13 protein-coding genes are annotated in these 13341 nt (G+C 61.5%); all 13 read left to right on the top strand.

Annotated features, from left to right (window positions below; translation table 11 throughout):
• Positions 1–427: 427 nt before the first annotated feature.
• The 13 genes from rpsB (at position 428) to lpxA (ending at position 13340) form a co-directional block, all read left to right on the top strand.
• Entirely contained in the window at positions 428–1177 is a 750-nt protein-coding gene (rpsB, locus tag CDV46_RS00295) for a 30S ribosomal protein S2 (RefSeq protein ID WP_058378981.1), read from the top strand.
• A 152-nt stretch (positions 1178–1329) separates the two neighbouring features.
• On the top strand, positions 1330–2211 hold the full coding sequence (gene tsf / locus CDV46_RS00290; RefSeq protein ID WP_058378980.1) for a translation elongation factor Ts: 882 nt from the start codon (positions 1330–1332) through the stop codon (positions 2209–2211).
• Between the two features lie 96 nt (positions 2212–2307).
• Positions 2308–3021: a UMP kinase gene (gene pyrH / locus CDV46_RS00285; protein ID WP_058378979.1), complete on the top strand. Its 714-nt coding sequence runs from the start codon at positions 2308–2310 to the stop codon at positions 3019–3021.
• Positions 3022–3110: 89 nt separating this feature from the next.
• Complete coding sequence (gene frr / locus CDV46_RS00280) at positions 3111–3671, top strand: ribosome recycling factor (RefSeq protein WP_058378978.1); 561 nt, start codon at positions 3111–3113, stop codon at positions 3669–3671.
• A 64-nt stretch (positions 3672–3735) separates the two neighbouring features.
• The gene (uppS, locus tag CDV46_RS00275) at positions 3736–4518 is read left to right on the top strand and encodes a polyprenyl diphosphate synthase (protein ID WP_087689104.1); all 783 of its coding nucleotides are present in this window, start codon (positions 3736–3738) and stop codon (positions 4516–4518) included.
• Positions 4518–5327: a phosphatidate cytidylyltransferase gene (locus CDV46_RS00270; RefSeq protein WP_058378976.1), complete on the top strand. Its 810-nt coding sequence runs from the start codon at positions 4518–4520 to the stop codon at positions 5325–5327. Before uppS ends, CDV46_RS00270 begins: the two co-directional genes overlap by 1 nt.
• A gap of 2 nt (positions 5328–5329) precedes the next feature.
• Positions 5330–6529, top strand: coding sequence for a 1-deoxy-D-xylulose-5-phosphate reductoisomerase (gene ispC, locus CDV46_RS00265; protein WP_087721468.1), 1200 nt, complete (start codon positions 5330–5332; stop codon positions 6527–6529).
• A gap of 47 nt (positions 6530–6576) precedes the next feature.
• On the top strand, positions 6577–7974 hold the full coding sequence (gene rseP, locus CDV46_RS00260) for an RIP metalloprotease RseP (protein WP_087721467.1): 1398 nt from the start codon (positions 6577–6579) through the stop codon (positions 7972–7974).
• 91 nt (positions 7975–8065) lie between these two features.
• Positions 8066–10369, top strand: coding sequence for an outer membrane protein assembly factor BamA (gene bamA / locus CDV46_RS00255; RefSeq protein ID WP_170936025.1), 2304 nt, complete (start codon positions 8066–8068; stop codon positions 10367–10369).
• Between the two features lie 52 nt (positions 10370–10421).
• Complete coding sequence (locus tag CDV46_RS00250) at positions 10422–10961, top strand: OmpH family outer membrane protein (protein WP_058378972.1); 540 nt, start codon at positions 10422–10424, stop codon at positions 10959–10961.
• Between the two features lie 14 nt (positions 10962–10975).
• Positions 10976–12034 (top strand): UDP-3-O-(3-hydroxymyristoyl)glucosamine N-acyltransferase, encoded by a 1059-nt coding sequence (gene lpxD / locus CDV46_RS00245; RefSeq protein ID WP_087721466.1) that lies wholly within the window; start codon positions 10976–10978, stop codon positions 12032–12034.
• Positions 12031–12507, top strand: coding sequence for a 3-hydroxyacyl-ACP dehydratase FabZ (gene fabZ / locus CDV46_RS00240; RefSeq protein WP_058378970.1), 477 nt, complete (start codon positions 12031–12033; stop codon positions 12505–12507). The genes lpxD and fabZ overlap by 4 nt, the downstream gene beginning before the upstream one ends.
• 17 nt (positions 12508–12524) lie before the next feature.
• Positions 12525–13340, top strand: a complete 816-nt coding sequence (gene lpxA / locus CDV46_RS00235) for an acyl-ACP--UDP-N-acetylglucosamine O-acyltransferase (RefSeq protein WP_087689099.1) — start codon at positions 12525–12527, stop codon at positions 13338–13340.
• Position 13341 lies beyond the last annotated feature (1 nt).

The raw sequence follows: 13341 nt of genomic DNA, 5'->3' as shown, positions 1-13341 counted from the left end.
CGGTGGTTCGGCGGTGCGTAGCCAAGCACTTTCCGAATTCGCCGGAGAGCCGCGCAAACCGGGGATTTACGGGATGTCACGGTAAGTTCACGCGTCGCTTGAGTGCCAGCGGGGTGCGATGCTATAATCTCGGGCTAAGTCGAGGACGAGTTGTCAATAAGCCCAAGGGTTTTCCCTTGGGATTCAATGGGTTCTGTCGGGTTTTTGGGGTGATTTCTGCCCCGCAGTGGTGCAAATCGGTTGATTCGCATCGCGTCCGAGGGAATGCCGGGTGACTCAATTCGTTATCGGCTTGGAAAACTTTGAAATCGCGGGCCGGCGCACCCAGGGTGCCCGAACTTCGCAGGCGGGTCATGCAAAGCTGTATGGCAGTCTGACGAAACGGGTACGGCAGCCGGTCTAAGACCCAACCCTCACGGAGAATCACATGTCTGTCACTATGCGTCAGATGCTGGAAGCGGGCGTCCACTTTGGTCACCAAACCCGTTTCTGGAACCCCAAGATGGCCCCTTACATCTTCGGCCATCGCAACAAGATCCACATCATCAACCTCGAAAAGACGTTGCCGATGTACCAGGACGCGCTGAAGTATGTGCGCCAACTGGCTGCAAACCGCGGCACGATCCTCTTCGTGGGCACCAAGCGTCAAGCGCGTGAAATCGTGGCGGAAGCCGCAGGCCGCGCTGGCCAGCCGTTCGTCAACAACCGTTGGCTGGGTGGCATGCTGACGAACTTCAAGACCCTGAAGTCGTCGATCAAGAAGCTGAAGGACATGGAGCAGGCGCTGGAAGCCGGCGAACAAGAGCGCATGAGCAAGAAGGAAGCGCTGCTGTTCGATCGCGAAATGGCCAAGCTGCAAAAGTCGATCGGCGGCGTGAAGGAAATGGGCGGTATGCCCGACGCCATCTTCGTGGTCGACGTCGGTTACCACAAGATTGCCATCACCGAAGCCAACAAGCTGGGCATTCCGGTGATCGCCGTGGTTGACACGAACCACTCGCCGGAAGGTGTGGATTATGTCATCCCGGGTAACGACGATTCGAGCAAGGCTGTCGAACTGTACGTGCAAGGCGTTGCTGACGCGATCCTCGAAGGCCGTGCAAACGCCGTCAAGGAAGTCGTCGAAGCCGTGCGCGGTGAAGGCGACGACTTCGTCGAAGTGAACGAAGAGGCGTAAGCGGCCACCGCTGCGTAACAAAAGGGGCTGCTTGTGGCGCCCCTTTTTTTTAGTCCGATTTCCCCGCGTCGGGTGCGCGGGGCGCCTGGGCAGGGCAGTGCGGCCGCCTGGGTGCCATCCGCCCGACTGATTCGATAGACAGGAGTAACGATATGCCGGCAATTACTGCAGCGATGGTGGGCGAACTGCGCGCCAAGACCGATGCGCCGATGATGGAATGCAAGAAGGCATTGACCGAAGCCGATGGCGACATGGTCCGTGCCGAAGAAATCCTGCGTGTCAAGCTGGGCAGCAAGGCCAGCAAGGCCGCCAGCCGTATCACGGCTGAAGGCGTGATCGCAGCCTACATCGACGGCGGCAAGGGTGCCGTGGTCGAAATCAACTGCGAAACCGACTTCGTTTCGAAGAACGACGACTTCCTGAAGTTTGCCAACGACGTGGCCAAGCTCGTCGCTGACAACAACCCGGCTGACGTGGCTGCTCTGTCGGCACTGCCGCTCGACGGCAAGACCGTTGAGCAGATCCGTGCTGACCTGATCGGCAAGATCGGCGAAAACATGACCATCCGCCGCTTCCAGCGTTATGAAACGGCTGGCAAGCTGGCCGCGTACCTGCACGGCACGCGTATCGGCGTGGTCGTCGAGTTCGACGGTGCCGACGCTGAAGTGGGCAAGAACGTGGCAATGCACATCGCCGCCATGAAGCCGGTGTCGGTGTCGGCAGACCAAGTGTCGGCCGACCTGATCGAGAAGGAGCGCAGCGTCGCTTCGCAGAAGGCTGCCGAATCGGGCAAGCCGGCTGAAATCGTCGCGAAGATGGTGGAAGGCAGCGTGCAGAAGTTCCTGAAGGAAGTTTCGCTGCTGAACCAGGCTTACGTGAAGGACGACAAGTCGAGCGTCGAGCAAATGCTCAAGGCCAACAACACGACGGTGAAGGGCTTCACCATGTTCGTGGTCGGCGAAGGCATCGAGAAGAAGCAAGACGACTTCGCAGCAGAAGTGGCAGCACAAGTGGCCGCCGCCAAGCAGTCGTAATTCGCGCAGTACCGTAGTATCCGGGGGCGGCGGTGCCGTCCCCGTTGTTTCATCCAGAATACCCACAGTGCCAGACCAGACTTCTTAGGGACCGCCATGTCTACTCCTTATAAACGCGTACTTCTCAAGCTCTCTGGTGAAGCCCTCATGGGTGACGATGCATTCGGCATCAACCGTTCGACGATCGAACGGATGGTGGCCGATATTGCCGAAGTCGTTCGCCTGGGCGTGCAACTGGCTGTCGTGATCGGCGGCGGTAACATCTTCCGTGGTGTGGCAGGCGGTGCCGCCGGTATGGACCGTGCAACGGCCGACTACATGGGCATGCTGGCCACCATGATGAACGCCTTGGCGTTGCAGGACGCCATGCGTCACGCCGGTATCGAAGCGCGTGTGCAATCCGCGCTGCGCATGGATCAGGTGGTGGAGCCGTATATCCGCCCCCGCGCGATCCGTCAGTTGGAAGAAGGTAAAGTTGTGATCTTCGCCGCCGGTACGGGCAACCCATTCTTCACGACCGACACGGCCGCAGCGCTGCGCGGTTCGGAAGTCGGTGCCGAAGTCGTGCTCAAGGCTACGAAGGTCGACGGCGTGTACTCGGCCGATCCGAAGAAGGATCCGGACGCCGTCAAGTACTCGACCATCAGCTTCGATGAAGCCATCTCGAAGAACTTGCAGGTCATGGATGCCACCGCTTTCGCGCTGTGCCGCGATCAGAAGATGCCGGTGCGCGTTTTCTCGATCGTGAAGCCGGGCGCGCTCAAGCACGTCATCCTGGGCGAAGACGAGGGAACGCTCGTCCACGTTTGAGTTCAAATTGCGGCGTCGGCGCGCATTGGCGTGCCGACGCCGTATCATTTACGTTTGTTTGCGTATCAATTCTAGGTTTGGAGGTTGTCATGACCGTTGCTGACATCACGAAGAATGCCGAGCAAAAGATGCAGAGCTCGATCGAATCGTTCAAGGGCAACCTTGCGAAGATTCGTACCGGACGCGCGCATACCGGTCTGCTTGACCACGTGCAGGTCGACTACTACGGCTCGATGGTGCCCATCTCGCAAGTCGCCAACGTGACGCTCGTCGACGGCCGCACGATCGGTGTGCAGCCGTGGGAAAAGAAGATGGTCGGTGTGGTCGAAAAGGCCATTCGCGACGCCGATCTCGGCCTGAACCCGGCCACGCAAGGCGATCTGATTCGCGTGCCGATGCCCATGCTGACCGAAGAGCGTCGCCGTGAGCTGACCAAGCTGGTCAAGTCGGAAGGCGAAAACGCCAAGGTTGCCGTGCGTAACCTGCGCCGTGACGCCAACGAGCAGCTCAAGAAGCTCGTGAAAGAAAAGGAAGCCTCGGAAGACGACGAGCGCCGTGGCAGCGATGTCGTTCAGAAGCTGACGGACAAGTCCGTCGTCGAGATCGACGAGCTGGTTCAGCAGAAGGACGCCGAGATCATGAAGGTGTGAGTGCGCAAGCACTCAACGCCTGATTCCTCGCCGACCTACGCCCTGACTCCCGCGCCGTATCTCAATGGGTTTTCTCAGCTCCACGCTTACTGTTCCTGAAACAGCAAGTATTCCGCGCCACGTTGCCATCGTCATGGATGGCAACGGGCGTTGGGCTACCAGTCGTAAATTGCCGCGCGTTGCAGGGCATAAGCGCGGCGTCGATGCCGTGCGCGAGGCCGTGACGGCCTGCGCCGAACTCGGTGTCGAGTACCTGACGTTGTTCGCGTTCAGTTCCGAGAACTGGCGTCGTCCGCAGGACGAGGTCTCGACGCTGATGCAGTTGTTCATCCTCGCGCTCGAGCGTGAAGTGGGCAAGTTGCATAGCAATGGCATTCGCCTGCGCGTCATCGGTGCACTTGAAGCCTTCGAGCCACGCATCCAGGAACTGGTGCGCCGCGCCGAAGCACGCACGAAAGACAACAAGGGCCTCACGCTCACCATTGCCGCCAACTACGGTGGCCGGTGGGACATCCTGCAAGCTGCGCAGAAGCTCGCTGCCGAGCGTGTGGCGCAGGGCGGGGCCGCCGGACTCGAGACGTCGTTCTCCGAAGACGAGCTCGCGCCGTACCTGAGCATGGCTTACGCACCGGAGCCGGATCTGTTTATCCGCACCGGTGGCGATCAGCGCGTCAGTAATTTTCTGCTTTGGCAACTGGCGTACACTGAACTGTATTTCACCGAAGAATTCTGGCCGGACTTCAACGCCGATACGCTTAAACGCGCGGTTGCCGAGTTTCAGCAACGTGAGCGACGCTTTGGCCGTACCAGCGCGCAAGTCCAGAACCCCTCGGGACACTCCGCCTGATGCTCAAGACACGCGTTATTACCGCTGTCGTACTCCTTGCCATTCTCTTGCCTGTGATCTTCGTCGGTACGCCGGCGCAGTTTGCATTGCTCGCCGCCGTGATTGTTGCCGCGGCGGGTTGGGAATGGGGCCGCCTGGTCGGCCTGAACGGCACCGGCGCAGTGTTTTATGGCGCGCTCGCCTTGCTTGGCGTGGGCATGACGTGGGCGGGCGGCTGGACGCTCACGCATATCTGGCTCAAGCCCGCCGCCATTTTCTGGGTGCTCGCCGGTCCCTTCACGCTGTTGCGCAAACCGGCAACGAAAGGCGCATGGCGCGGGCTGTTGCTCGTTGCCGGCCCGGTGTTGCTGATTGCCGCATGGCAGGCGTTGTGTCTGGCGCGTGAGCAAGGCGTGGCATTCCTGCTGTCGGTGCTCGTCATCGTCTGGCTTGCCGATACCGGTGCATATTTTGCCGGACGCGCGTTCGGGCGGCGCAAGCTGGCGCCGTCGATCAGTCCCGGCAAGTCGTGGGAAGGGGCCATCGGCGGCTGGCTGCTGGTGCTGGTCGTGGCGGGCGTTGTGCTCGCGAGCGGCCTTCAGGCACCGACCATTGTTTCGCATCTCGCCAACACGCTCGGCCTTGGGCTCGGCGTGATCGCGCTCACGGTGCTGGTGGCCTTCTCGGTCGTCGGCGACCTGTTCGAATCTCAACTCAAACGGCAAGCCGGCGTGAAGGATTCCAGCGCGCTGCTGCCCGGCCACGGAGGCGTGCTCGATCGCATCGATGCGTTGCTTCCGGTGCTGCCACTGGCTCTGCTCTTCGTCTGATCATGTCGCAACGTCTCGTCATTCTTGGCTCCACCGGCTCCATCGGCGTCAGCACGCTCGATGTCGTGGGCCGTCATCCCGATCGCTTCTCCGTCTACGCGCTGACGGCGCACCGCAACCTCGACCGCTTGTTCGAGCAGTGCGTCGCGCACCGCCCGCAGGTTGCTGTGGTGGCGGACGCCGACGGTGCCCGCCAGATTGCGGCGCGTCTGGCGGATGCCGGACTGAAGATCGAAGTGACCTACGGTCCGCAAGCGCTGATCGATGTGGCCGAAGCGGCCGAAGCCACCATGGTCGTCGCGGCCATCGTGGGCGCTGCCGGTCTGCAATCGACGCTGGCTGCGGCGCGCGCCGGCAAGCGCATTCTGCTGGCGAACAAGGAGTCGCTGGTGCTCTCCGGGGCGCTGTTCATGGCGACGGCCGAGCGCGCCGGCGCCACATTGCTGCCGCTCGACAGCGAACACAACGCTATTTTCCAGTGCCTGCCGCAAGTGGCCGGCGAGAACCGCATTTCCACGCGTGGCGTGGAGAAGCTGGTGCTGACGGCTTCCGGTGGCCCGTTCCGCGAACGCGAACTGGCATCGCTCGACAATGTGACGCCGGATGAAGCCTGCGCCCACCCGAACTGGGTGATGGGCCGGAAGATTTCGGTCGACTCGGCCAGCATGATGAACAAGGGTCTCGAAGTGATCGAGGCGCACTGGTTGTTCAACATGCCGCCCGAGCGTATCGAAGTGCTGATTCATCCGCAGAGCGTGATCCATTCGATGGTCACCTATACGGATGGCTCGACGCTCGCGCAGCTTGGCAACCCCGACATGCGCACGCCGATTGCTCACGCGCTGGCGTTCCCGGATCGCGTGACGTCGGGTGTCGCGGGGTTGAATCTCGCCGATATCGGCAAGCTGACGTTCGAAGCGCCGGACCTGCGCCGCTTCCCGTGCCTGCGCCTCGCGTTCGAAACGCTGCATCGCGGCGGCACGGCCGGTGCGTTGCTCAACGCGGCCAACGAAATCGCCGTCGCTGCTTTCCTTGAAGGCCGCATTCGCTTCACGGCGATCTCGCAAGTTGTCGAGCACGTGCTCGACAGCGAGGCCGTGGGTGAGGCGTTGTCGCTCGACGTCGTGCTCGAAGCCGACCGCCGTGCCCGTGAACTGGCAACGGCCTATGTGGCCAAACTGCCGGCACCGGCGTCGTCATGACGCTGTTTTCCCTGTTGTCGTAATACCACCGCGGCCCGATCTCGCTCATGACCCTGCTCACCACGTTGCTCGCCTTCGCCGTCGCCATTGGTGTGCTGGTGGTATTCCATGAGTTGGGGCACTACACGGTCGCGCGGCTGTGCGGTGTGAAGGTGCTTCGATTCTCGGTGGGCTTTGGTGCGCCGCTCATCAAGTGGACGATGGGGCGGGATCGCACCGAATGGACGCTTTGCGCGCTGCCGCTCGGCGGCTACGTGCGGATGCTCGACGAACGCGACGAGACGCAGGTTGTCGCTCCCGAAGACCTGCCGCGCGCGTTCAACCGTCAATCGGTCTACAAGCGCTTCGCCATTGTCGCGGCGGGGCCGATCGCCAATTTCCTGCTTGCCATTGCGCTTTACGCCGGTCTGAATCTCGCGGGCGTGACGGAGCCGGTCGCGCGCGTGGCCGCCCCGGCGGCAGGCACGCTGGCGGCGCGCGCCGGTCTGGCGGGCGGCGAACTCATTACCGGTGTTCGCGAGAACGGCAATAGCCCGGACGAAGCCGTGGGCGACGAAAGCCCGGTGCGCTCCTGGGAAGATTTGCGCTGGCGTCTGGTCGATCCGATGATCGACGGCCAACGTGTCACGCTCGTGGCACGCACACGTGACGGCCGGGCGGAATACACGCTGGACGCTGCCGGGCAGCATTTCGATGCCGACAGCGAGCAGGACTTCATGCAGCGTCTGGGGCTGGTGCCGTCGGCGCGCATCAAAGTGGGGCAACTGTTGCCTGATGGCGCGGCTGGCAAGGCCGGCCTGCGCGTGGGCGACGAGATCACGGCCGTCGACGGTAGCCCGATTGCCTCGGCGAAGGCGTTCGTCGACGCCGTGCGGGCGCACCCCGGCAAGCCGATGACACTGACGATTCGCCGCAATGGGGCAGGGGCGACACAGGATGTGACGCTGACGCCGAGCGCCGAAGTCGACGCCGAGCAGGCGGGCGGGGCGCGCGTGGGCAAGATCGGTGCGGCGCTGGCGAGTCAGGTCGACACCGTCACGGTGCGTTACGGACTGTTCGAGGCGGTCGGGCGCGGTGCGCAGCGCACGTGGGATGTCACGGCGTTCAGCGTGCGGATGTTCGGCAAGATGATCACGGGGCAGGCCTCGCTCAAGAATTTGAGCGGCCCGGTCACGATTGCGGATTATGCGGGTCGATCGGCGCGCCTCGGCCTCGATTATTTCGTAGCCTTTCTGGCCCTTGTCAGCATCAGCCTGGGCGTATTGAATCTGCTACCGATTCCGGTTTTGGACGGTGGCTATCTGTTATATTATGCGGTCGAAGCGATTACCGGTCGGGCAGTCTCCGAGCGGTGGCAGGGCGCGCTGCAACGAGTGGGCATCGTTTGCATCCTTGCGCTCTCTGCCGTAGCACTTTTCAATGACCTGTCGAAATTGTTGCACTAGGGTGATTCTTCCGCCCTGACAGCGTCACGTGCCTGCCGGTCGCAGGCAAATCCGAGTTTTTCACGATTCAATTGTTTCTTGGGGAAGCAAGTTGTCGAATAAATACCACCTTGTTCCGAAGACCCTGGTGATTGCGGTTCTGGCGGCACACAGTTTCCTGGCACGCGCCGTCGAGCCGTTTGTGGTCAAGGATATCCGAGTGGAGGGCTTGCAGCGTATTGAACCCGGCACCGTGTTCTCTTACTTGCCGGTCAAGCCGGGCGACAAGTTCAACGACGATAAGGGCACCGAAGCAATTCGTGCCCTTTATGCCACGGGCCTGTTCTCGGACGTGAGCGTTGAGGCGCAAGGCAGCGTGCTGGTGGTGCACGTCAATGAGCGCCCCGCCATTGCAACGATCGACTTCCTCGGCATCAAGGAATTCGACAAGGACGGTCTGAAGAAGGCACTGCGCTCGGTCGGTCTGACTGAAGGCCGCACCTTCGACCGCAACTTGCTCGACAAGTCGGAACAGGAACTCAAGCGTCAATACCTTACGCGCGGTTACTACGCTGCCGAGGTGAAGACGACGATTACGCCGCTCGAACGCAATCGCGTGGGCATCCAGTTTGCCGTGACCGAAGGCCCCAAGGCGACGATCCAGCAGATCAATTTTGTCGGCAACAAGGCCTTCTCGACGTCGGACCTTCAGGCCGAAATGGAACTGGGCACGCCGAACTGGCTGTCGTGGTACTCGAAGAACGATCTGTATTCGAAAGACAAGCTCACGGGCGATCTGGAAAAGCTGCGTTCGTTCTACCTGAACCGTGGCTATCTCGAATTCAACATCGACTCCACCGACGTCTCGATCACGCCGGACAAGGACGAGATGTACCTGACGATCAACCTGCACGAAGGCGAGCCGTACAAGGTCTCGGACGTCAAGCTCACCGGCGAAATGCTCGGCAAGCAGGACGACGTGCAGAAGCTCGTGCAACTCAAGGCCGGCGATACGTTCTCGGCTGCCAAGCTGCAAGCGAGCACGAAAGCGATCTCTGACCTGCTCGGCAACTACGGCTTCGCGTTCGCCAACGTGAACGCCCAGCCGACCATCGATCGTAACAACCACACCGTGGCGCTGACGCTGACGATTGATCCGGGCCGCCGTGTGTACGTGCGCAAGATCAACATCGTGGGCAACTCGCGCACGCGCGACGAAGTGATTCGCCGCGAACTGCGCCAGTTGGAAAGCTCGTGGTACGACGCCGACCGCCTGAAGCTCTCGCAAGACCGTATCAACCGTCTGGGCTACTTCACCGACGTGAACGTGACGACCGAGCCGGTGGCCGGTTCGAACGACCAGGTCGACCTTCAGGTGAAGGTGGAAGAAAAGCCGACCGGTACGATCAACGTCGGTGCCGGCTTCTCGTCGACCGACAAGGTCGTGCTGCAAGCGGGTATCAGCCAGGACAACGTGTTCGGTTCGGGTACGTCGCTGTCGGTGAACGTGAATACCGGTAAGACCTACCGTACGTTGGCCGTGACGCAGGTCGATCCGTACTTCACCGTCGACGGCGTGAGCCGTATTACCGACGTCTACTACCGTACGTATCAGCCGCTGCTGCTCACGAGCGACTCCGATTTCCGTATCAACACGCTGGGCGGCAACCTGAAGTTCGGTGTGCCGTTCTCGGAAGTCGATACCGTGTTCTTCGGCATCGGTTTCGAGCAGACGCGTCTGCACCTGACCAGCGACGGCACGACGCCGCAACGCTACATCGACTACGCGAACCAGTTCGGTTACGTCAGCAACAACTACCCGCTGACGGTGGGTTGGTCGCGCGACTCGCGTGACAGCGCGCTGATCCCGAATCGCGGTCACTATCAACAGGCCAACATCGAAGTCGGTACGCCGATCGGGACGACCAAGTACTTCCGTGCGTACTACCAGCACCAGTACTACTACCCGGTGAGCCGCGGCTTCACGCTGGCACTGAATGGTGAAGTGGGCTACGGCCACGGGATGGGCGGTCAGCCGTTCCCGATTTTCAAGAACTACTTCGCCGGCGGTATCGGCTCGGTGCGTGGTTTTGAGCCGAGCTCGCTGGGCCCGAAGGACACCAACGGCGAACCGTTGGGTGGTGCGTCGAAGCTGATCGGTAACATCGAACTGACGTTCCCGCTGCCGGGCACCGGTTATGACCGTACGCTGCGTATCTTCACGTTCATGGACGGCGGTAACGTGTTCGATAACGGCCAGGCGATTACGCTGAATAACCTGCGCTATTCTTACGGTTTCGGCCTGTCGTGGATTTCGCCGATTGGCCCGCTCAAGCTCTCGATGGGCTTCCCGCTCGTCAAGAAGACGGGCGACCAGTATCAGAAATTCCAGTTCCAGGTCGGTACGTCGTTCTAACGACGGCACATCGACCGGTTCCGAATGTTTCATCGTTGTAAGGGGTAATACATTGAACGGTATCCGTAAGCATTGCCTGCGCGGCGTGGCCGCGGCGTTGCTGGCTGGTGCGGCATTTGCCGCTTCGGCTCAGGATGCGCGCATCGCCGCTGTCAATTCGGATCGCATCTTGCGCGATTCAGCACCGGCCAAGGCCGCACAAGCCAAGCTCGAAGCCGAGTTCTCCAAGCGAGATCAGGACCTTCAGGCCATGGCTGCACGCCTCAAGGCGATGTCGGACAAGCTCGACAAGGACAACGCCACGTTGTCCGACGCCGAGCGCGCCAAGCGTCAACGCGATCTGGCCGCGGCCGACACGGAATTCCAGCGCAAGCAGCGCGAATTCCGTGAAGACCTGAACCAGCGTCGCAATGAAGAACTCGCGGCCGTGCTCGATCGCGCAAACCGCGTGATCAAGTCGATTGCCGAGGCGGAAAAGTACGATCTGATCGTGCAAGAAGCGGTCTACGTGAGCCCGCGCATCGATATCACTGACAAGGTGCTCAAGACGCTGAACGCAAGTTCGGGCAACGGCACCGCTGGCGGCAAGTGACGGGGGCGCGCTCCATGTCGGTCTCGCTCGCTCAGTTGGTTGCCCGCTTCGGTGGCACGCTCGTCGGCAACGCCGAGGTCGCTGTCGAAGGTCTGGCGCCGCTCGATCGTGCCGGCGCGCGTGAACTCGCGTTTCTGTCCAATCCGAAATATCTCGCCGAAGTGCCCGATTCGGGTGCGGCGGCCGTGATTCTCTCCCAAGCCGATTTCGACAAACTGCCGTCGCACGACGGCCGTGCGTGGATCATAGCGCCCAACGCGTATGCGTACTTTGCACGGGTTGCGCAGATGTTCGCCGACGCTGCCACGCCGGCGCCGGTCGCAGGCATTCACCCGAGCGCTGTGGTCGATGCGACGGCGGTGGTACCGGCGTCGTGCGTGATCGGCCCGAACGTGGTGATCGAAGCCGGCGTTCGTCTTGGCGAGCGTGTGCAACTGGTGGCGAACGTGTTCGTCGGCCGTGGCACGACGCTGGGCGACGACGTGTATGTGTATCCGAATGCGACGCTGTACCACACGAGCGTGATCGGTGCGCGCTGCGTGATTCACGCGGGTGCGGTGATCGGCTCCGACGGTTTCGGTTTTGCTCCCGACTTTTCCGCCGCAGGCGGGGAGTGGGTGAAGATTCCGCAAGTCGGCCGGGCAGTGATCGAAGACGACGTTGAGATTGGCGCGTCGACCTCGATCGACCGCGGTGCAATGGCGGATACGGTGATCGAGCGCGGTTGCAAGATCGACAATCAAGTGCAGATCGCGCACAACGTGCGGGTCGGTGCCTATACCGTCATCGCCGCCTGCACGGGCATTGCCGGCAGCAGTACCATCGGGAAGTTCTGTATGTTGGGCGGGGCCGTCGGCGTAGCGGGCCATGTGACCATCGGCGATCGTGTCATCGTCACGGCCAAATCGGGCGTGTCGAAGTCGATTCCGGGGCCGGGTACCTACACCAGCGCGTTTCCGGCAATTCCGAACGCCGAATGGAATAAAAACGCGGCGATCATGCGCAATCTGGACAAGATGCGCGACCGCGTGCGTCAACTTGAAGCGAAGGTCAAGGACCTGCAAGACAAATGAGCGAGACCAATACCAATATCGTCGACGTCAGCAAGCTCGACATCCATAAGATCATGAAGCTGTTGCCCCATCGCTATCCGATGCTGATGGTGGACCGCGTGATCGCTCTCGAGCCGCACAAGAACATCAAGGTCATCAAGAACGTCACGATCAACGAGCCGTACTTCACGGGGCACTATCCGCAGCGCCCGGTGATGCCGGGCGTGCTGATCGTCGAAGCGCTGGCCCAGGCCGCGGCGCTGCTCACGTTCTCGGAAGAAGCCGTGCATGACGAGAACACGCTCTACTATTTCGTGGGTATCGAGAACGTTCGCTTCCGGCGTCCGGTCGAACCGGGTGACCAGCTCGTGCTCGACGTCGACTTCGTGAAGCACAAGCGTTCCATCTACTGGTTCAAGGGGCAGGCACTCGTTGATGGCAATGTTGCCGCCGAGGCCGAGTTTACGTGCATGGTCAAGAAGAACGGCGAATAACCGGAACCGAGACGTCCATGACGAATATTCATCCCACCGCAGTTGTCGATCCCAAGGCGCAACTGGCTGACGACGTTGTCGTCGGTCCGTACGCCATCGTCGGGCCGAACGTGACGATCGGCGCGGGCTCGCAGATCCTGTCGCACACGGTCATCGACGGTCACACGACGCTGGGCGAGGGCAACAAGATCGGCCCGTTCGCGTCGATTGGCGGCACGCCGCAAGACATGAAATACGCTGGCGAGCCCACCCGGCTCGTGATCGGCGATCGCAACACGATTCGCGAGTTCACGACCATCCACACCGGTACGGTGCAGGACGGCGGCCTGACCAGCGTCGGTAACGACAACTGGATCATGGCTTACGTGCATATCGCGCACGATTGCCACGTGGCCAATCACACGGTGTTCTCGAGCAATGCGCAGTTGGCAGGGCACGTCCACGTTGGCGATTGGGCCATCATCGGCGGCATGACCGGCGTGCATCAGTTCGTGCGCATCGGTGCGCATTCGATGGTCGGTGGCGCGTCGGTCCTCGTGCAGGACGTGCCGCCGTTCGTGATCGCCTCGGGTGACCGCGCAGTGCCGTACGGCATCAACGTCGAAGGGCTGCGTCGCCGTGGCTTCTCCGCCGATGCGATCAAGGCGTTGCGCGATGCGTACAAGCTGCTCTACAAGAGCGGCTTGACGCTCGACGAAGCCAAGGCGCAGATCGACGCATTCGACAAGGCCAACTCGGCGGCTGCATCCGCCACCGAAGCTGCCGACGTTCACGGCTCGGTGCTCGCACTGCTCGACTTCCTCAATACCAGCACGCGCGGTATCGTGCGCTGAC

This window comes from Pandoraea sp. PE-S2T-3 (genome assembly GCF_002179965.1).
GTDB lineage: Bacteria > Pseudomonadota > Gammaproteobacteria > Burkholderiales > Burkholderiaceae > Pandoraea.
The sequence above is the reverse complement of the archived record's forward strand: the minus strand, read 5'-3'. Positions and strand labels throughout refer to the sequence as shown.